At 72.0% G+C, this 18955-nt stretch carries 17 protein-coding genes; 3 read left to right on the top strand and 14 right to left on the bottom strand.

The features are described 5' to 3' along the window. Positions 1–7 precede the first annotated feature (7 nt). The 9 genes from ABZS40_RS03175 to ABZS40_RS03135 form a co-directional block, all read right to left on the bottom strand. Entirely contained in the window at positions 8–1393 is a 1386-nt protein-coding gene (locus tag ABZS40_RS03175; protein ID WP_354941355.1) for a phosphomannomutase/phosphoglucomutase, read from the bottom strand. A 69-nt stretch (positions 1394–1462) separates the two neighbouring features. After that, the gene (locus ABZS40_RS03170; protein WP_354941353.1) at positions 1463–2533 is read right to left on the bottom strand and encodes a hypothetical protein; all 1071 of its coding nucleotides are present in this window, start codon (positions 2531–2533) and stop codon (positions 1463–1465) included. A 151-nt stretch (positions 2534–2684) separates the two neighbouring features. Beyond that, positions 2685–3326 carry a deoxyribonuclease V gene (nfi, locus tag ABZS40_RS03165; protein WP_354941351.1) on the bottom strand — a complete coding sequence of 214 codons (642 nt, stop codon included), beginning with the start codon at positions 3324–3326 and terminating at the stop codon, positions 2685–2687. Between the two features lie 134 nt (positions 3327–3460). After that, positions 3461–3709, bottom strand: a complete 249-nt coding sequence (locus ABZS40_RS03160) for a hypothetical protein (RefSeq protein WP_354941349.1) — start codon at positions 3707–3709, stop codon at positions 3461–3463. 44 nt (positions 3710–3753) lie between these two features. Continuing rightward, positions 3754–4419, bottom strand: coding sequence for a tetratricopeptide repeat protein (locus ABZS40_RS03155; protein ID WP_354941347.1), 666 nt, complete (start codon positions 4417–4419; stop codon positions 3754–3756). A 165-nt stretch (positions 4420–4584) separates the two neighbouring features. Further along, positions 4585–4902, bottom strand: a complete 318-nt coding sequence (locus ABZS40_RS03150) for a hypothetical protein (protein WP_354941345.1) — start codon at positions 4900–4902, stop codon at positions 4585–4587. Then, positions 4874–8911 (bottom strand): toxin glutamine deamidase domain-containing protein, encoded by a 4038-nt coding sequence (locus ABZS40_RS03145; protein ID WP_354941343.1) that lies wholly within the window; start codon positions 8909–8911, stop codon positions 4874–4876. Before ABZS40_RS03145 ends, ABZS40_RS03150 begins: the two co-directional genes overlap by 29 nt. 16 nt (positions 8912–8927) lie before the next feature. Then, complete coding sequence (locus ABZS40_RS03140; protein WP_354941341.1) at positions 8928–9260, bottom strand: hypothetical protein; 333 nt, start codon at positions 9258–9260, stop codon at positions 8928–8930. Further along, a complete protein-coding gene (locus tag ABZS40_RS03135; protein WP_354941339.1) occupies positions 9257–9679 on the bottom strand; it encodes a YbaB/EbfC family nucleoid-associated protein in 423 nt (140 codons plus the stop codon). Before ABZS40_RS03135 ends, ABZS40_RS03140 begins: the two co-directional genes overlap by 4 nt. Before the next feature lie 78 nt (positions 9680–9757). On the opposite strand from ABZS40_RS03135, the gene ABZS40_RS03130 reads away from it, so the two are divergent. Further along, on the top strand, positions 9758–11011 hold the full coding sequence (locus ABZS40_RS03130) for an SUKH-3 domain-containing protein (RefSeq protein ID WP_354941337.1): 1254 nt from the start codon (positions 9758–9760) through the stop codon (positions 11009–11011). Here the strand turns inward: ABZS40_RS03130 and ABZS40_RS03125 are convergent. Further along, positions 11008–12447, bottom strand: a complete 1440-nt coding sequence (locus ABZS40_RS03125) for an aldehyde dehydrogenase family protein (protein WP_354941335.1) — start codon at positions 12445–12447, stop codon at positions 11008–11010. The two genes, ABZS40_RS03130 and ABZS40_RS03125, sit on opposite strands and share 4 nt — an antisense overlap. A gap of 142 nt (positions 12448–12589) precedes the next feature. Between ABZS40_RS03125 and ABZS40_RS03120 the strand changes: the two genes are divergently transcribed. Further along, positions 12590–14026 (top strand): gamma-aminobutyraldehyde dehydrogenase, encoded by a 1437-nt coding sequence (locus ABZS40_RS03120; protein ID WP_354941333.1) that lies wholly within the window; start codon positions 12590–12592, stop codon positions 14024–14026. Positions 14027–14029: 3 nt separating this feature from the next. Next, positions 14030–15301, top strand: coding sequence for a 4-aminobutyrate--2-oxoglutarate transaminase (gabT, locus tag ABZS40_RS03115; protein ID WP_354941331.1), 1272 nt, complete (start codon positions 14030–14032; stop codon positions 15299–15301). Between the two features lie 90 nt (positions 15302–15391). Here the strand turns inward: gabT and ABZS40_RS03110 are convergent, their stop codons facing one another. From ABZS40_RS03110 to ABZS40_RS03095, 4 genes are read right to left on the bottom strand one after another with little or no spacing between them, the layout of a single operon-like run. After that, entirely contained in the window at positions 15392–16066 is a 675-nt protein-coding gene (locus tag ABZS40_RS03110; protein ID WP_354941329.1) for a hypothetical protein, read from the bottom strand. Between the two features lie 57 nt (positions 16067–16123). Further along, positions 16124–16801, bottom strand: a complete 678-nt coding sequence (locus ABZS40_RS03105; RefSeq protein WP_354941327.1) for a M15 family metallopeptidase — start codon at positions 16799–16801, stop codon at positions 16124–16126. Next, positions 16798–17928, bottom strand: coding sequence for a D-alanine--D-alanine ligase family protein (locus ABZS40_RS03100; protein ID WP_354941326.1), 1131 nt, complete (start codon positions 17926–17928; stop codon positions 16798–16800). Before ABZS40_RS03100 ends, ABZS40_RS03105 begins: the two co-directional genes overlap by 4 nt. Continuing rightward, positions 17925–18935, bottom strand: a complete 1011-nt coding sequence (locus tag ABZS40_RS03095) for a pyridoxal-phosphate dependent enzyme (RefSeq protein ID WP_354941324.1) — start codon at positions 18933–18935, stop codon at positions 17925–17927. The genes ABZS40_RS03100 and ABZS40_RS03095 overlap by 4 nt, the downstream gene beginning before the upstream one ends. Between the last annotated feature and the right edge of the window lie 20 nt (positions 18936–18955).

The raw sequence follows: 18955 nt of genomic DNA, 5'->3' as shown, positions 1-18955 counted from the left end.
GGCGATCTTATCGGCGAACGCGGTCGAGCACGTCGTCCCGGAGCGAGACCATCCGATCCCGGGTGGGCGCCTCGACGTTGAGCCGCAGCAGCGGCTCCGTGTTGGAGGCGCGCAGGTTGAACCAGGCGCCGTCGGGGAAACGCAGGGTGAGTCCGTCCATCTCGTCAGCCACCGCGTCGGGGTACGCGGCGCGCACCTCGGCCACCGCCGCCGCCTGGTCGGCCACCGTCGAGTTGATCTCGCCGGAGGCGATGTAGCGCTCGTACTCACCGGCCAACACGGACATCGGCAGCGACTGCTCGCCCAGCGCGGCCAACGTGTGCATCGCCGCCAGCATCCCGGTGTCGGCGAACCAGAAGTCCCGGAAGTAGTAGTGCGCGGAGTGCTCGCCGCCGAAGACGGCGTTGGTGCGGGCCATCTCCGCCTTGATGAAGGAGTGCCCGACCCGGGCGACGACCGGCTGCCCACCGTGCTCGCGGATGATCTCCGCGACGGCGCTGGAGGTGATCAGGCCGTGGATCACCGTGGAACCCGGGTGCTTGGCCAGCTCACGGGCGGCGACGAGTGCGGTGATCGCCGACGGTGAGACCGGCTCCCCGCGCTCGTCCACCACGAAGCACCGGTCGGCGTCACCGTCGAAGGCCAACCCGATGTCGGCCCCGTGCTCGACCACCGCGCGCTGGAGGTCGACCAGGTTCGCCGGGTCGAGTGGGTTGGCCTCGTGGTTGGGGAAGCTGCCGTCCAACTCGAAGTAGAGCGGAACGATCTCCAGAGGCAGCGGCGACAGGGCCGCGTCGCCCAGCACTGTCGGAACGGTGAAGCCACCCATGCCGTTGCCGGCGTCGACGACCACCTTCAACGGCCGGATGCCGGAGAGGTCGACCAGCTTGCGCAGGTAGCCGGCGTAGTCGGGGAGCAGGTCGCGCCGCTCGGCGGGCCGGGTCGGCGCACCGGCGGGACGCGCGTCGCCCGAGTCCAGGAGGGCCTGGGCCCGCTCCCGGATCTCGGCCAGGCCACTCTCCTGGCCGATCGGGCGCGCGCCGGAGCGGCACATCTTGATGCCGTTGTACTGCGCGGGGTTGTGGCTGGCGGTGAACATCGCGCCGGGCAGGTTGAGCGAGCCGGACGCGTAGTAGAGCAGGTCGGTGGAGGCGAGGCCGATCTCGATCACCGAGCGCCCCTCGGCGCGTACGCCGGCGGCGAACGCGGCGGCCAGGCCGGGCGAGGTGGCCCGCATGTCGTACCCGACGACGACGGCGTCTCCCGGCTCGTCGGTGGAGGTGAGAAGCTGGGTGAAGGCGGCGCCCAGTGCCCTGGCGGCCCGTTCGTCCCACTGGTCCGGCACCGTCCCGCGGACGTCGTACGCCTTCACAATCTGGGACAGATCAGACACGTGTTCCACTCCTTGGCCGCAGGTTAGACACCGATCCTGAGCCTAACGGAGGGCCAGGCCGTACTCCGCTCAGCCGGGGAGCCGGGGAATGAACACGGTGTGGCCGCCGCCGTCGGTGGGCGGATCACCGGGGTTCGGGCGACCGTCGGGCCGGGCCGGCATCGGCTGGGTGGCCTCCGGTGCCGGGGCGGGGGTCGTGTCCGGCCGGGCACCGTAGACCCCGCCGGCGGCGGGACGCGGTGACGGCACCGGACCACCCCAGGCGGCGGCCGGCGGCTGCTGGCCGTACACCTGACCCGGGCGACCGGGCGCGGCCGGCAACCCACCCCCGGCGCGGTAGGTGGTGCCGCCGGGGTTGTCCGGCAGCGTGCCGGGCGCGTCGTCGGACGGCTTCCGGTCCTGCCGCGAGCGACGGAACAGCAGCACGATGAGCAGCAGGCCGACCGCCACCAGCACGATGCCGAAGTACATCACCGGGGATCCTCCTCCGGACGACTCGGCGGCGGTCGCCGTGGTGTTCGGCGCGGCGGTGACGCCGCCCTGCGCCGCCGGGTTCACCGCCTCGTCGACGGTCGCGACCTCGGTCGGGCTCGGAGTCGGCGTCGGCTTCTTCGACGGCGACGGCGTCGGCGACGGGGTGACCCGCGCTCCGGTCAGCCGCGCCGCGTCGGTGGCGTGACCCAGCGTCTGGCCGGCTGCGCTGATGCCCGCGCCCGTGACCACGAGACGGCCGCCCGGCGAACCCGCCGCGAACGCCACCCGGTAGCGCACCGTGATGCCCTTGCCCTTGCACAGCGTCGGCTTCGAGGGTGACGTCTGCGCTGTCGACACGGTCCCGGCGCCACCGGTGACGGCCACCGGGAACCAGCGCCCGCCCGCGTTGACCTCGACCGTCACCTGGTTCGGCTGGAGACCCTCCAGGCTGAAGCCCAGCGCGGTACGCAGCAGGACGCACCCGTCGGTGCGCTTACGCACCGCGACGTTCACCCCCTGCGCGGAACCACCGGCGGCGAAGCTGCTGGCCGCGCCCACCCGGACCGAGTCCTGATCGGCCAGCGCCGGCGACGCACCGAGCATCACCAGGCCGCCCGCAAGACCGCAGACCGCCGCGAGCCGTGCCGCGCGTCGACGCACTGTCATGATTACCTCGCCGTTCTCCCCGGGTGGGGTCCGCGGGTCAGGCTACTACCGGCCCACCTGCCCCACCGGTGATAGAGCGCCCCGGATGTGTGCGGCGTTACGGTTTACGGCTCGCCGCGCCGACCTGCTGGTGACCGGACTGACCAGCCAGTCAGCGCTCCTGCTCTGCCTCGGCGAGGACGTCGCGGCACAGTCGGTCGGCGGTGCGGGTCGTCTCCGGCAGTCGGTAGCGCGGAGTCAACGCCAGCACCTGCGCGGTCGCGTTCTCCAGGCTCATTCGATGGCCGACGCTGACGAAGACCGGCTTCACCCCGTCGCGGGTCCGCAGCACCCGACCGACGACCTCACCACCGTCGCGCAACGACGACCAGGAGCCCCGCTCGGCGGACGGCGGATTCCACACCCCGACCAGCGGCGTCTTCGCCACCCCGATCGCGGGCAATCCGGTGACCACCCCGAGATGGCAGGCGAGCCCGAACCGGCGCGGATGGGCCAACCCGTGCCCGTCGCAGACCAGCAGGTCCGGGATGGTCGTCAGGCGGTCGAGCGCGGCGAGCAGCGCGGGCAACTCACGGAAGGCGAACAACCCCGGCACATAGTCGAACGCGGGTCGCCCCACACCGACAGCGGAGTCCACCACCGCCAGGGTCCGGGCGTCCAGGACCGTCACGGCCGCCGCCAGCAGGTCACCACCCTCGGCGTACGCGACGTCCAGGCCGGCCACCGTCGCGGGCAGGCTCGGCCCCGGCCCGACCAGGTCCACCAGCGGCCGCAACTCCTCCTGTACGGCCACGGCCTCGGCGACACTGCCCGGCCCTGCGGTCCGCGTGGCCGCCGCGCTCGTCGCTTGCGGTGATCCACTCGGCTCCACGGAAGTCGGGCCATCCCACGGCCCCGGATGCCCCGACTTCAAGGAACCGGAGTGGATCACCCTCGGCCGGAGGCGTCGGCGCCATCCCCGGCGGCGCTACCGTCCGGGCGACCCCGGGCAGGGTCACCGTCGGTCCGACCCCTGATCGCACCCAGGCCGAGCGCGAAGGCAATGCCGAGCGCGACACCGAAGGCGACGCCACCCTTCGCACCGAACACGGGTATGCCGATCGCCAGGCCGATCAGGATGCCAACCGGCCAGGTCCAGAGGTAGGACTTGTCGCTCTGCATACCGGATCTCGCCATGCGTCGATCTTATTCGGCTCCGCCGGGGCCCCGCCGATCGCCTTTCACGCTGAGGAAAGCCCCAACTCGTCGCGGGCCTCCTCGACCCACCGACCAACCCCGTGCGCGCCGCTGTCGGCCGCCAGCCCGGCCGCCTCGTCGAGCAACTCACGGGCCGCATCCCGATCACCGTCGCTCGCGGCGAGATCCGCCAGACCGATCAGATTCGCCGCGACACCGGCGGTGAAGGACAACTTCCGGCGCAACCGGGTCGACTCGGTCAACAGCTCCCGCGCCCCATCAACACGACCGGCGGCCTGCTCACCGAAGCAGAGGTGCCGCAACACGTACGACAGCGTCAGCTCATCCCCTGCCGCGGTAGCCAACTCGCGCGCCCGGGCGAAGACCGGGTCAGCGGCCGCCTGGTCCTGCCGGATCACCTGGTGGACCGTCCCCACCCAGAAGAGCGACTCGCCCTCACCGCGGGCATCGCCCAACTCCCGGTAGAGCCCCGCCGCCCGCTCGAAGAGCGGCAGCTCCTCCGCGTCCTCCACCCCGGTGTCGAGGAAGCGGGCGTGCAGGAGCCGCCCCCGAGCCAGCGCCACATCCGCGTCCAACGCGGTGAGGTCACGCTCCGCCTCGTCCAACGGCTTCGCGTCGCCACCGAAGACCGCCTGCTCGTACCGCACCCGCGCCCGTACCAGCCGGGCGTCCAGTCCATCGGTCGTCATCGACCCGTCCCTCCGTCTGTCCATCCGCGAAGCATGCCTACTTCACTCTCGCTATATCGGGGTCCGCGCCCGGATCACCGGCCGCGCGAAGCTGCTCCTTGAACATGACAAACGTCCGCTGCCGAATCCCACGAATGAGCGCCACCTGTCCCCTCGCACGCTCAATCACTGCCGACCAGATGACTGCGGGCCACTGGCGCTGGCACCAGGCGTGAACATGGCTCGGATGCCGTCCTCGTCGGGCAGCGCGGTGCCCCCGCTGACGGTCTCAGCCACCCTCTCGGCCGTCGCCCGATCAACGGTTTCGAAGCGGTCGACGTTTCGATAGTCGTTGACGAAGCGCACGACCAGTGCTGGATCGAAGGCCCAGTGCCCACTGCGGTGATCCCAGAGGATGGCGTTACCTGCGCCTACGTCCATCACGAAGAGTCCGGCTGGACCCCCGAGCCTCTCGTCATTCCGGTAGATCACGTAATACGTCAACAATCTCTTTCTCCAAATTGGTGGCGACGTCCGCAGCTATTGGGAAATCAGAAGAATCTAAACCCAAGTCATGCAACACCTGTGAGAAGCTGATCCCTTGACGTTCGAGCCACGACCGATACTTCTGCCAGGCGTCTCCGTTCTTGCTCAACCACTTGGCAAAGCTTGCGTCCTTGGTCGGGAAATAATCCTCCAAGCCGGGCGGGACAGAGTCCGACATCCGGCGCTCACGGTTAGTGGCAAGCATCCGGAGGAACGCGTGCACATGCTCCTCCGGCCGGCTAGAAACCCGGCGCAGGATCTCGTAGTCGCCGTGAGTCTGCATCCACGCTTCCCGTGAGTCACGCGTGTGCAACTGCAGTTCAACTAGGAATCCGTCGGCAGCTCGTAGGGTGCAGTTGAATCCGTAGAACCTGTTGCCTGCCCTCCAAAAGTTCTTGAGGTCCGACTGTGGAACGGAGAACCCGGCTTCCGTGAGGCCCGCGAGCACCAATTGAACGCCCCGCCGATAGTTCTCCCCCGATGGCATCTCGAACAAGAACCGGAGGACGTCGTTCACCGTCTGCGAGAATTCCTCGACCCCAATGTTCAGACCCCGTGCCTCATCGACGAACTTCCGTGCCAGCGAGCCCAGCCCTTTCACGCGAAAGTCGCGGTCGCGCAGCTGCACCAGCTCTTCAAGGCCCAGAGCCTCCGTCACATTGCGCCCGACCTGGGTCAGAGTCTCTTCGACTCGATCGGCGACTGCAAGGGCGCGACGTTGGAGCTCCGTCAGAGCCGCCAACTCGCCTACGGAAAGTCCCGCCAACTCAACGGCTGGATTAGCTAGTTCATTCGCTGCGGTCGGATCACTACCCAGCCTGTCCGGATGCTGCGAAGAACCTGGGCCGTCGAGGAGCAGGTACATCCGGTTGATGTACGGGTCGCCGTGGCCGCCGTCGTCGTGCGTCGGCGGGTGATCCGGCAGGTCGGGCCGTTCGCTGAACCTGCCCCGGGGTAGTCCGCCGAGCGGCATCGGTCTGCCGTCCCCGCTCAGCACCAGCGCGTCGATGCCGACCACGTCGCTGTAGAGCGGTCGGTCCCGGACCACGCCGTTCTGCGGGTCCACGTAGAGCACAGTGCCGTTCTGGTTGAGCGCCACCCAGGCGTGCGAACCGCCGTGCGCCCACTCGGTGACCAGGAACGAGTAGCTGCCGTGGCCGCCCAGCAGCAGTTGGTCGTGCAGGTTGCGGTAGCCCCGGTCGGCGGCCTGCCGCGCTTGGGCGGCGTCCGTACGTTGGCCGGGGGCGAGGAGTTGCTGGAAGCGCCCGCCGGTCGCGTCCTCCACGCGGCCCGGGCCGCCCGACTCGCCACGAATGGGGCGCCGGATGTCACCGTCGAGGTAGCCGTCGAAGGTTCGGGGCGCCGACACGCGGGGGCGCCCGTGCACCCATGTCTCGAACAGCGACAGTGTGCAGTCCAGGCAGTTGATGCCCCGGGTGGCGTCGGCCGCGGGACCACCGTCGTTGAGCAGCCCGAACCAGCCGCCCCGTCGGGGGTCGGCAGTGCGGGTGACGGTGCCGTCCGGATCGCGGGGCATCTGTCGCTCGACGTCGACCTGGTGCAGGGCGAGCGGTGGCCGGAGTCCTCCGGGCTGCCCGTACGGCCGGAAGTCGTCGATCGGCGGCGGATCGTCGTCGCCGGTGAGCCTGGACGGGCCGGCAGTCTCCACAGCGCCGAGTGCGAGGGCGCCCACGTCCCGGTTGGCGTGCTCGAAGGTGGCGCTGATGTCCACGACCGGCGGGGCCGTGGTGCCGGCCAGCACCGCGTCTGCCAGGTCACGCCATTCGGAGTACGCGCGAGCTTCCTCGTTCGCGGCGCGCTGCCAGCCGTCGGCCCACTGCCGGTTGCCGGCCTGGTGCAGTTGTCGGGCGTAGGTGGCGTACTCGACGGCTCGGCGATCGTGCTCCACGGCACGGGTGCGCAGTCGGGCGGCTTCGGCCTGCCGGCGGTTGTCCTCGAACCCGATCCGCAGCGATTCGTAGTGGTCCTGGTAGCGCCGCCGCTCGGCGGCCTCCGCCGCTGCGGCCCACTGCGCCGCGTACGCGTCGTTGGTCTCGGGCTCACGCACCCTCGGGGCGCCGAACGCGGCCACGTCGACGGGGATCGACGCCCTTCCCCGGGCCGGATGGTCGGGCGCTCGCACCGGTGCGGGTGTCTCTCGGGTCGGGATGCGCGACGGCACGGCGAACCGACCCACCACTGGTGGGGTGGGGGCGACCGGCAGCGGGCCGTTGGTGGTGGTGGGGACGCCGAAGGTGACGGGTGCCGCCAGCCCGGGGTTGATCGTCGGTGTTGAGGGTCCAGTCGCCGGAGACCAGGCGGTCGGTCCAGAGGTGGTGGCGTGCGCCGAACCGCCGGGGTGGGCCGGCGGCGCACCGGTGGCAGTCGGCCCGCCGCCCGATTCGAGGGGGCCGGCCACGGGCGCGGACACCGACGAAAGCCTCGGATCAGCACCCATCGCCGATGTGGCCGGATCAGCACTTACCGCCGACGTGGCCGGATCAGCACCCACTGCCGAGAGCGTGGGGTCGGCCGCTACCGGGTGCGGGACTCCCGCTCTGTCCCCGAGCGACCCGCCCGTCGACGCTGTCGCCTCGGAAGCGCCTATCGGCTGGTCAACCGCGTCCATGTCGGACACGGCACCGACCGGCATCGGTGCGGGCGCGACCGGAGATGCCAGCCCGGCTCCCCGTGACTGCTCGACAACCGGTGGCGTCGGCGCAGCCAACTGGTTCGGCGACGACGCGGCGACGGGCTCCGTCGCCTGCGCCGGAACGCCCGCAGCCGTAACCAGACCCCCCGAAGCCAGACCACCGGCAGCCCCCGCAGACACAGCCCCCGCCGCAGGCGGGACGGCCGCAGACGCGGCCTCCGAGGAGGAGAGAGCCGCATCCCCCGCGACAGGCAGCACGGACGGCAGGGAGGGTCCGGTGAACGACGCTCCGGCGAGGGCGTTGGCCTGCGCGTCGAGCCGGGCGCGTAGCGCGTGGTCGGTCTGCCCGGTCGCCGAGCCGGTGGCCCCGGACGCGGCGGCGCGCGCCACGTCCTCCATCGAGGTCAGGCCCTGACCGGTGGCCAGGCTCGCCGCGCTCTCGGCGAGCACCTCGCCGGTCATCTCCCGCCCCAGGTGCTCCCCGACTTTCGCCGCTCGCCCGGTCGCGTGCCGGCCCAGGCCGGCCAACGGCGCCACCGCCCCGCCGGCCAGCCCGCCCACCGCCGAGGCGCCGAGATCGGTCAGGTCCAGGCCGTGTGCCCGCCCGGTGGAGTTCTGGTACGCCTGAGTGGCCAGGGTGACACCGGCCTCCTCGGCGGCCTCCTCCAACCCTCCCCGGGTGGCCCGCTTGGCGAGCCCGCGTGCGCCACCTCGGGCGACCTCCTTGGCGGCCCGCTCGCCGGCCTCCTTGAGCCCGTGTTTGAGGGACTTGCTGGCCAGTTGGCCCATCAGCCGCTTGAAGATCTGTTGAACCAGCAGCCGCGTCGCGGTGATCGCCGCGCCGGCGGCCGGGGTTGCCGCACCGGCGGTCAACACCGCCGCCACTGCCACGGTGAGCAACTCGATGACCAGGATGCCCAGCTCGATCCAGACTTCCAGCTTGGCGCCCTCGATGTCGCAACCGCACTCCTCGACCAGTCGGCCCAGGTCGGCCGTGACCGCGAGCAGCACGGGCAGCGGGGCGTCGGCGCCCTCGGCGATCCCCCGCCAGGCCGCCTCGAACGCCGCGTCGACAGCCCCGACGCCGCCGTACCCGTTGTGCACCTCGACGGCGGCCGCCGCGGCGTCGGCGTGCGGCCCGGCGAGCACCGAGGCGACCGCGTACCACTGGTCGGCGACGTCCCAGACGGCCCGCTCGTTGCCCTCCGGCCACTGCACGCCGACCACCCAGTCGAGGGCCTCGTAGATCCAGCCGGGCACGTCCCAGGGCGCGTGGTCCAGCGGGTGCGGGATGGGGCTCGGCAGCACGCTCATCTCAGATCGTCGGCCGTCAGCGCCGGTCGGCGGCCCGACCGACCCGGGCGGCGCTGGCCCCGTCGGTCTGCACGCTCGCGTCGACCGCCTCGACCACGTCGCTGCCCAGTTCGGTGATGCGGTGCCCGACGCCGGCCCAGGCTCGCAGCACGGTCTGCTCGAACCCGCGGTAGTTGCGCTCGAAGGCGGCGCCGATGTCGTCGCGACCCCAGGGTCGGACGCCGCTGGCGGCCTCGATCGCGCCACCCTCCGCCGCACGGCGGGCAGTCACCGCCTCGCCGGCGAGCGCCAGGTCGGCACCACCCCGGCGGGCCCGGGACGGATCGAGCCAGAGCTGCCCGTCGGTCATGGCGTCGCCTCACCTTTGCCGAGGACGGCGTCGGCCCGACCGAGCAGCGTGGCGTAATCGCCGGTCTTGAGGAAGTCCATCGTTCCGGAGCCGGCCGGCATGGTCTCGGCGACGAGGTCGCGGGTGGCGTCGGCGGCGGCGGTCGCGGCGGCCCGGATCGTTTCGGTGATCTTTCGGCTGAGCGCGTCAGCGTCGCGGTCCCGGTAGATGGCCGGCGTCAGCTCGACCTCGATCACCTGGCCCTGCGCGCCCACTGTCGCCGTCACCTGCCCGTCGGCCGACCGGCGGGTCACCCGCAGCGCGGCGAGTCGCGTCTGGAGAGTGTCCAAACCGGATCTCAGCTGCCGGTACTGTCCATAAACGTCGTCGAATCGGGCCCGTAGCTCGCGATTGACGCCGCGGTCCGCCTGTTCGTCCACCGCCGCCCTCCCGTCACCGTCGGTAGAGCGAAACAATACCGGCTGCCATCGATCCGTGTAGTCCGGTAGTTTCAATGCGTGATCGACCGTCAACAGGCCGAGCAGCTCGCGGCCACCTGGGCCCGCCGTGACTCGCAGCGCCTCGGCCACGAGTGCACGGCGATGGTCGACGAGTTCGACCTGGGGTGGGTCATCACGTCCGTCGTGCCCACCGAGGTGCGCACGGTGCCGGGCGACCTGCCGACGACAGTCATCGACAAGCAGACCGGCACTGTCACCACCTGGCCTCGGGTGCCGAGCACTGTGGTGGCGGAGCTGTACCGGCGCAGCCAGCCCCCTGGGCCGACCGCTCCCCGCACTGTCGACCCGTCGAGCCTGCTGCTCCGGGAAATCCATCGGGGCGCCACCCCGAACACCGCCGCGCACCTGACCATCGACGGACGGCTCTGGACGGCTCAGGGCACGAAGGCCGACGTGCCACTCCGCCATCACCCGCTGGTCCGCGACTATCTCGACCAGTTGCCACCCGGCGAGCTGGTTCGCGGCGGGGAGGCTCACGCCGAGCTGATCGTGATCTCCGACGTCCTGCACGAGTACGACCACCGCCGCGCCGCCGAGGGCATCGCGCCGATGGGGCGGGCCGAGGCGGCGGCGCTGCTGGAGGGCGCTCGCTTCGAGATCTTCCGGGTCCGCGAGCCGGGTGATCCCGCTGGTGGGCCCGCCGAGCGACCCTGCGACTCGTGCATCTCCTTCCTGGTGCGGGCGAACGTCCTGCCGGAGTCGGCCCGCGCCTACACCGAGACCTGGCAGGCGCCGGAGGCCCCCGACCCCGATCCTGGGCGGTTCCCGGCGGAGGTCGCGAACGCGCTGGTCGCGGCCGGTTGGCGGCCACACATCGGGGATCAGATCATGGCCGCCGCCGCCGTACGGGACGTCACGTCGGTGCCGGGGCGCAACCATCGGCACGAGGTCTTTCCCGCCGCCGTGGAGGCGCTCACCGCGTTCCCCAGCCTGGTCGGTGCGCGGCGCGGCCGGGGCGAGCAGGTGTGGATCTCCCGTTTCGACATCCGCCCGCACGCCATCGCACACACCGCCGACACCCTCGCGGACTTCGGCGTGGTGCTCGGCGTACGCCTCTTTCCGATCGGCACCGAGCAGCAGGACAGCATCCTGGCGGTGGACGAGCGCGGCCGGGTCTTCGCGCTCGACCAGTCCGGCGAGTGGTTCCTCGGTGACACCATCGACGCCGCGCTGACCACCCTGCTGCTCGGCCGCGCCCCCGCCCGGGTGCGCGACGACGGCACCTGGCAGGCCGACCAGGTGCCGGCCTAGAGCGTGAGGCCGGTCAGCACCATGACCCGGGGCTCGGTGTAGTCGTCCATCGCGCTGCGCAGCCCTTCCCGGCCGACGCCGCTGCCCTTCACCCCGCCGTAGGGCATCTGGTCGGCGCGGTACGACGGCACGTCGCCGACGATCACGCCGCCCACCTCCAGCGCGCGGGCGGCGGCGAAGGCCACGTCCAGGCGCCGTGTGAAGACGCCGGCCTGCAAGCCATACGCCGAGTCGTTGACAGCTGTGAACGCGGCCTGGTCGTCGGCGACCGGGGCGACCACCAGCACGGGTCCGAAGACCTCCTCGGCCACGACCTTGGCGTTCGCCGGCACGCCGATGAGCACCGTCGGGGGGTAGGTCGCGCCGTCGCGGAGGCCGCCCACCTCGACGGTGCCGCCGGCGGCGACGGCCTCGGCCACCCACGTCTCGACCCGGCGGGCCGCGTCCTCGGACACCATCGGCCCGACGTCGGTCAGCTCGGACGCGGGGTCTCCGGTCCGCAGCCCCCGCACCGCCGCCACCAGTCGGGGCAGGAAGTCGGCGTACAGGGCGTGGTGCACGTACACCCGTTGGACGGCGATGCACGACTGGCCGGCCTGGTAGTTGGCGAACGTCGCGATGCGCTGCGCGGCGAAGTCCAGGTCCTCGTCAGCGGTCCAGTCCGCACAGAGCACCGCGGCGGCGTTGCCGCCCAGCTCCAGCGTCACGTGTTTCTCCGGCACGGCGCGGCGGATGGCCGCGCCCACCGGCCCGGAGCCGGTGAACGACACCACCGGTAGCCGGGGTTCGGTGACCAGTTCGGCGGCGCGGTCGTTGGGCAGCGGCAGCACCGAGAACATCCCGGCCGGGAGGTCGGTCTCGGCCAGCAGTTCGCCGAGCAGCAGCGCGGTCAGGGGCGTCGCGGGAGCGGGCTTGACGATGATCGGCGCGCCGACGGCGATGGCCGGCGCCACCTTGTGGGCGACGAGGTTGAGCGGGAAGTTGAACGGCGTGATGCCCAGCACCGGCCCGCGCGGCACCCTGCGGACCAGGGCGATCCGCCCGCCGGCGGCCGGGTCGGTGTCGAGTCGTTGCAACTCGCCGGAGAAGCGGCGGGCCTCCTCGGCGGCCCAGCGGAAGGTCGACACCGCACGCCCGACCTCGGCGCGGGCCCACTTGAGCGGCTTGCCGTTCTCCGCGGTGATCAGGGCGGCGATCTCGTCCGCGCGCTCGGCGAGCCGTCGGGACACGTGGTCGAGGGCCGCCGCGCGGGCGTGCGCGGGCAGGGCCGCGGCCTGCGCGGCCACCCCGGCCGCCGCGGCGACGGCGGCGTCGACCTGGTCGGGCGTGGCGACTGTGGTACGCCCCACCGGGCGGCCGTCGTACGGGTGGTGGACGGTCAACTCACCCTCGCCGGTGGCGGGGCGGGAGGCGACGAAGAAGGCTGCGGGCTCCACGCCGAGCAGCGTAGCCGAGCTACCAGTCGACGGAAACAGTCGCGATAACCCTTGTCTGCCGCGAATTCAGTAGCGAAGATGGCAGAGAGATTGCGATAACCGCCGCAGAACCGCGCCCCCGGCCCCCTCGGAGTGATCCCTCATGAGTGACCAGCAGCAGCTGCGCAACTTCGTCAACGGCTCCTACGTCGACCCCTCCGATGGCGGTTACGCCGACCTGGTCGACCCCTGCACGGGTGAGGTGTTCGCCCAGGCCCCGGTCTCCGGCGCCGCCGACGTGGACGCGGCGATGAGCGCCGCCGCCACCGCGTTCGAGAGCTGGCGGGAGGTCACCCCCGCCGATCGGCAGCGGGCACTGCTCAAGCTCGCCGACGCCGTGGAGGCACGCGCCGCCGAGCTGGTCGACGCCGAGGTGCGCAACACCGGCAAGCCCCGCCAGCTCACCGCCGAGGAGGAGCTTCCACCGGCGGTGGACCAGTTCCGGTTCTTCGCCGGTGCCGCCCGAATGTTGGAGGGGCGGTCCGCCGGGGAGTACCTGGCCGGGCACACTTCCTACGTGCGGCGTGAGCCGATCGGCGTGTGCGCACAGGTCACTCCCTGGAACTACCCGCTGATGATGGCGGTCTGGAAGATCGCCCCCGCGCTCGCCGCCGGCAACACCGTGGTGCTCAAGCCGTCGGACACCACCCCGGTGTCCACGCTGCTGCTCGCCGAGATCGCCGCCGAGTTCTTCCCGCCGGGGGTGTTCAACGTGGTCTGCGGCGACCGGGACACCGGTCGTACCCTCGTGTCGCACCCGACCCCGCAGCTGGTGTCGATCACCGGCTCGACCCGCGCGGGCATGGAGGTCGCCGCCGCGGCGGCCCCCGACCTGAAGCGCACCCACCTGGAGTTGGGCGGCAAGGCCCCGGTGGTGATCTTCGACGACGCGGACGTGTCGGCGGCCGCCGAGGCCATCGCGCTGGGCGGCTACTTCAACGCCGGGCAGGACTGCACGGCGGCCACCCGGGTGCTCGCCGGCCCCGGCGTCCACGACGACTTCGTGGCGGCGCTCGCCGAGCAGGCCCGCAACACGAAGACCGGCGCCCCGGACGACGCCGACGTGCTCTACGGTCCGCTGAACAACGCCAACCAGCTCACCCGGGTCAGCGGCTTCGTGGACCGCCTGCCGGACCACGCGGCGATCCAGACCGGCGGGTCCCGGCAGGGCGAACGCGGCTACTTCTACGCGCCGACGGTGGTCTCCGGGCTGCGTCAGGCCGACGAGATCATCCAGGACGAGGTGTTCGGGCCGGTCATCACCGTGCAACGCTTCTCCGACGAGGACGAAGCGGTGCGCTGGGCCAACGGCGTCGACTACGGCCTGTCCGCGTCGGTCTGGACGCGCGACCACGGCCGGGCCATGCGGATGACCCGTCGACTGGACTTCGGCTGCGTCTGGGTCAACACGCACATCCCGTTCGTCTCCGAGATGCCGCACGGTGGCTTCAAGCACTCCGGGCACGGCAAGGACCTCTCGGTCTACAGCCTGGAGGACTACACCCGGATCAAGCACGTCATGCACAACCTGGGGAGCTGACCCATGCCGACTTCCGAGGAGCTGCACAAACGGCGCGGCGATGCCGTGGCCCGGGGTGTCGGCAGTGTGATCCCGTCCTACGTGGACACGGCGGCGGGCGCAACGATCACCGATGTCGACGGCCGGGAGTGGATCGACTTCGCCGCCGGCATCGCCGTGACCAGCGTGGGCAACTCGGCTCCGAGGGTGGTCGAGGCGGTCCGGGCGCAGGTGGAGCGGTTCACCCACACCTGCTTCATGGTCGCGCCGTACGAGTCGTACGTGGCGGTGTGCGAGCAGCTCAACGCGTTGACGCCCGGCGGGTTCGCGAAACGCTCGGCGTTGTTCAACTCCGGCGCGGAGGCGGTGGAGAACGCCGTCAAGGTCGCCCGGCACGCCACCGGGCGGCCGGCGGTCGTGGTGTTCGACCACGCGTACCACGGCCGGACCAACCTGACCATGGCGTTGACCGCGAAGAACATGCCGTACAAGCACCGGTTCGGGCCGTTCGCCGGGGAGATCTACCGGGTGCCGATGTCAAACCCGCTGCGCGATGGTGGGCTCTCCGGCGCGGAGGCGGCGGCCCGGGCCGTCGAGATGATCGAGAAGCAGGTCGGCGCGGAGAACGTCGCCGCGCTGCTCATCGAGCCGATCCAGGGCGAGGGTGGCTTCGTCGTACCCGCGCCGGGTTTCCTGCCCGCGCTGCGCGCGTGGGCGACGGCGGCCGGGGTGGTCTTCGTCGCGGATGAGATCCAGACCGGTTTCTGCCGAACCGGTGACTGGTTCGCCTGCCAGCACGAGGGCGTCGAACCCGACCTGGTGACGCTGGCCAAGGGCATCGCCGGTGGTCTGCCGCTGGCCGCGGTGACCGGCCGGGCCGAGCTGATGGACGCGGTGCACGTGGGCGGGCTCGGCGGCACGTACGGCGGCAACCCGATCGCCTGCGCCGCCGCGCTGGCCACCATCGAGACCATGCACGAGCTGGACCTGGCCGGCGCGGCCCGACGGATCGAGTCGGTGCTGGTCCCCCGGCTACGGGCCATCGCCGAGCGGAACCCCCGGGTCGCCGAGGTACGCGGCCGGGGCGCGATGCTCGCCGTGGAGCTGGTGCTGCCAGGCACCCTCACCCCCGACCCGGTCGCCACCGCGGCGATCTCGGCGGCCTGTCACGCCGCCGGCCTGCTCACCCTGACCTGCGGCACGTACGGCAACGTGCTGCGCCTCCTGCCCCCGCTGGTGATCTCCGACGGGCAGCTCGGTCGGGGTGCCGACCTCCTAGACGCCGCCTTCGGCTGAGCGGCAGAGCAGGCTGGGCGGCCGAGCAGGCTGGGCGGCCGAGCAGGCTGAGCGGCGGAGGGGCCTGGTGCACGGGCCCCTCCGGCACTGTCAGCGAAGCACCTCAACCGTGTTGCGACGCACCAGGTTCTTGCCCGGCTCGCGGATCTGCTCCATGGCGGCGGAGTTGAGCAGCACGCAGCTGCCCGACGGGCCGGTCACCGTCACAGTGGTCGCCCGGTTGTTGTCCAGGTTGGTCACCCGCAGCCGGGTCCCCACCGGGAACTGCCCACTGGTCGCCGCCGGCCCGGCCGCCTCCTCGAAGAAGGTGATCGCCCCCGAGCACGCCGACCGGGGCGCCGGGCCGGGCGCGCCGGGCGACGCGGCGCCGGGACGGACGGTGCCGGGGGCCGGAGCGCCGGCGGGCGGGGCCGCACCGTCGACGCGTTCCACCACGTTGCGGCGGATCACGTTCTTCCCCGGCTCGCGGACCAGCTCCATGGCCGCCGCGTTGAGCAGCACGCAACTGCCCGAGGGGCCGGTCACCGTCACAGTGGCCGCCCGGTTGTTGTCCAGGTTGGTCACCCGCAGCCGGGTCCCCACCGGGAACCTGTCGCTGGTCGCCGCCGGCGCCCCGCCCTCCGCCGAGAAGGTGACCGAGCCGGAGCAGACCGACGACCGTGCCGGAGACGTGTCGGCGAACCCGAAGCTGGTCCCGACCGACACGCCCACCGCGGCGAGCACCGCCACGCTCGCTGCCAGCACGTGCCTGCGCTGCACCCTCATCGCCGTCACTCCCGTCCTCGGTGGTGTCCTCCACCCACCGGTACGGACCTGAGCGTCCTACCGTTCAGCCGGCACGGGTATCGATCGTGCGGCGGCCAGGTCCACCGGCCCGTACCGGGTGTGCGGGGCACCGGTGATGAGCGCCCAGTAACGGTCGCCGTACGACCAGTGCCACCACTCGGTCGGGTAGTTCACCATCCCCGCGCCGCCGAGAGCGTCCACCAGGATCTGCCGGTGCCGACGGGCGGTGCCGCCGATAGTCGGCGCGTCGGTGAAGCAGGCGTCGGCGCTGTCCTCCGGGGTGGCGTCGATGGCCGTGCCGAGATCCAGCTCCACCCCGTCGTCGGTGCTGAGCGTCAGGTCCACAGCGCCGCCCGTGCTGTGCGGGGCCACCTCGACCGGTGCGACGAACTTCGTGGTCTCCCGGTGCAGCCGCTGCGGTGACCAGCCCGGGTGCCGTCGGCGCAGCTCGTCCCGGTAGCCGGTGAAGATGGCCAGTTGCGCCCGGTACGGCCGGTAGCCCTCGACCACCAGCAGCCGCAGCCCAGCGGGCAGGGCACGCTGCGCGGCCAGCAGGCGGTCCACGACACCGACGCGCAACCGGGCGTACGCCCCGGCGGGATCGGCGGCCCGGCCGTCGAGCCGCAAATCCGGCAGCTCACGCAGGTCCACGAACTCCTCGCCGTCGTCGGCGCTGGGCACCGCCGCCACCCGGGGGTCGGAGAGCAGGATCATCGGATGCTCCCCGCCGTGCTCGTGAATCGTTCTGCGTGCCGGACCCGGGCCAACTCCACGAGTCGGTCCACCACCTCCCGGTAGCTGACCCCGACGGCGGCCCACACCTTCGGGTACATCGAGTGCGCGGTGAAGCCGGGCATCGTGTTCAGCTCGTTGACGTACAGCTCACCGGCCGTCTCGTCGTAGAAGAAGTCGACCCGGGCCAGACCCCAACCGCCGATCGCGGCGAACGCGCGCAGCGAGAGCTCGCGGACCCGCGCGGTCACCTCGTCCGGCAGCACGGCGGGAACGATCATCGGGTCGGCGTCGCCGAAGTACTTCTGCTGGTAGTCGAACCAGCCGCCGGTCACCCGCACCTCGCCCACCGCCGACGCCTCGGGACGCCAGCCACCGAGCACCGCGCACTCCAACTCCCGGCCGGCGACCCCCTGCTCGACAATGACGAGTTGGTCGTGGCGAAGCGCCTTCTCCACTGCGGCGGCCAGGTCGTCACCCTCGCCGACGCGGGAGATGCCGATCGACGAACCCATGCTGGCCGGTTTGACGAAGAGTGGCCGGCTCAGCCCGGTCACCAGCTTCTCCGGGTCGTCGGCCGCCCGGTAGGTGTGCGCGTCGAACGACACGTACGGGGTGACGGGGATGCCCTCGGCGCGCAGCGCCCGCTTCATCGCCACCTTGTTCATGCCCACCGCCGAGGCGAGGATGCCGCACCCGACGTACGGCACGTTCAGTGACTCCAGCAGCCCCTGCACCACACCGTCCTCGCCGTACGGGCCGTGTAGCACCGGGAAGACCACGTCCAGCTCGGCGTGCACAGCGCCGGGGGCGTTACCGGCGGACACCTGCACGACACCCGGACGCGGACCGGCCCGCAACTCGACGGCCGGCCCGGTCACCACCAACTGGTCGTCGATGGCCCGCTCGCCGGCCGGTCGGTCGCGCAACTCGGCCAGCAGCGCGTCGGGCATCAGCCGGAACCCGCCGCTGCGGGTGACGCCGATGGCGACAGTGCGGTAGCCGCCGCCGGCGAGCGCCCGGGCCACCCCGAGCGCGGAGGCACAGGAGACCTCGTGCTCCGCCGACGGTCCACCGAACAGGATTCCGATCCGAACTGGCGCGCTCACGCCGCCGCCCCTTCCTCAGCCAGGTCGGCGGATCGCGGGGCCATCAACCGGGCCACCAGCGTCGCCTCCACGTTCCCGCCGGTCAGCACCACGCCGACCGTCCGCTGTCGGTCTCTCGCCGGTGGAAGCCGGAGGGCGCCGGCCAGGCCGGCCGCCCCGGACGGCTCGGCGAGCACCTTGAGCTCCGTCAGGATCAGCCGGAACGCCGCAGCGATCTCGTCGTCGTCGACCCGGACGACCCCGCGCAGCCTGTCCCGCACGATGGCGAACGGCAGCTCACCCACGCAGGACGGCCGCAGCCCGTCCGCGATGGTGAGCCCCGGCGCGACCGGCACGCGTACACCTGCCGCGAGGCTGCGGGCGAGCGAGTCGCAGCCCACCGGCTCCACGCCGTACACCTCGATGCCGGAGCCGGCGGCGGCCAGGCACGCGCCGGCCACCCCGCCACCACCACCCACCGGTACGACCAGCACGTCCAACGGCGTCCCCGCGCGCTCGGCGTCCTCGATCAGCTCCAGGCTCGCGGTGCCCTGCCCGGCGATCACGTCCGGGTGGTCGTACGCGTCGACGACGGGGTGACCGCTGTCGTCGCTGAGCCCGTTGGCCACCGCCACCCGCTCGTCGACGCCGGTGCCGGCGAACACCACCCGTGCCCCCGCCGCGCGCGCCCGGTCGACCTTCGTCGATGCCGCGTCGACAGGCAGCACCACTGTCGCCGCAAGGCCGTGCTGCCGGGCCGCCAACGCCACAGCCACCGCGTGGTTGCCGGTGCTCTGCGCGATCACCCCGCTGTGGCCGGCCGCGGCGAGTCGTCCGACCGCGCGCAACGCGCCCCGCATCTTGTACGAGCCGCCGTCCTGGAGGTTCTCCGCCTTGAGCAGGACCCGCGCTCCGGCAAGCTCGTCGATCACCGGGGAGCGCAGCACGGGTGTGCGGACCACGCGGCCGGCAAGCCAGCGGCTGGCCTCCTCGACATCGGCCCGGACCTGGCCAACGGTGCGTGTCATCGTCTCTCCTCTTTCGGGCA

This window comes from Micromonospora sp. NPDC005324, assembly GCF_040607155.1.
Taxonomy (GTDB): Bacteria; Actinomycetota; Actinomycetes; order Mycobacteriales; family Micromonosporaceae; genus Micromonospora; species Micromonospora trifolii.
Note: the sequence above shows the minus strand (reverse complement) of the source record. Positions and strands in the feature narration are given on the sequence as shown.

Bases quoted from the DNA above. Each gene is read 5' to 3' on its own strand.
- ABZS40_RS03170 (WP_354941353.1), bottom strand. From the start codon at position 2,533: ATGACAGTGCGTCGACGCGCGGCACGGCTCGCGGCGGTCTGCGGTCTT.
- ABZS40_RS03140 (WP_354941341.1), bottom strand. From the start codon at position 9,260: ATGACCGACGGGCAGCTCTGGCTCGATCCGTCCCGGGCCCGCCGGGGT.
- ABZS40_RS03120 (WP_354941333.1), top strand. From the start codon at position 12,590: ATGAGTGACCAGCAGCAGCTGCGCAACTTCGTCAACGGCTCCTACGTC.
- gabT (WP_354941331.1), top strand. From the start codon at position 14,030: ATGCCGACTTCCGAGGAGCTGCACAAACGGCGCGGCGATGCCGTGGCC.
- ABZS40_RS03160 (WP_354941349.1), bottom strand. From the start codon at position 3,709: ATGGCGAGATCCGGTATGCAGAGCGACAAGTCCTACCTCTGGACCTGG.
- ABZS40_RS03105 (WP_354941327.1), bottom strand. From the start codon at position 16,801: ATGATCCTGCTCTCCGACCCCCGGGTGGCGGCGGTGCCCAGCGCCGAC.
- ABZS40_RS03155 (WP_354941347.1), bottom strand. From the start codon at position 4,419: ATGACGACCGATGGACTGGACGCCCGGCTGGTACGGGCGCGGGTGCGG.
- ABZS40_RS03110 (WP_354941329.1), bottom strand. From the start codon at position 16,066: ATGAGGGTGCAGCGCAGGCACGTGCTGGCAGCGAGCGTGGCGGTGCTC.
- ABZS40_RS03145 (WP_354941343.1), bottom strand. From the start codon at position 8,911: ATGAGCGTGCTGCCGAGCCCCATCCCGCACCCGCTGGACCACGCGCCC.
- ABZS40_RS03095 (WP_354941324.1), bottom strand. From the start codon at position 18,935: ATGACACGCACCGTTGGCCAGGTCCGGGCCGATGTCGAGGAGGCCAGC.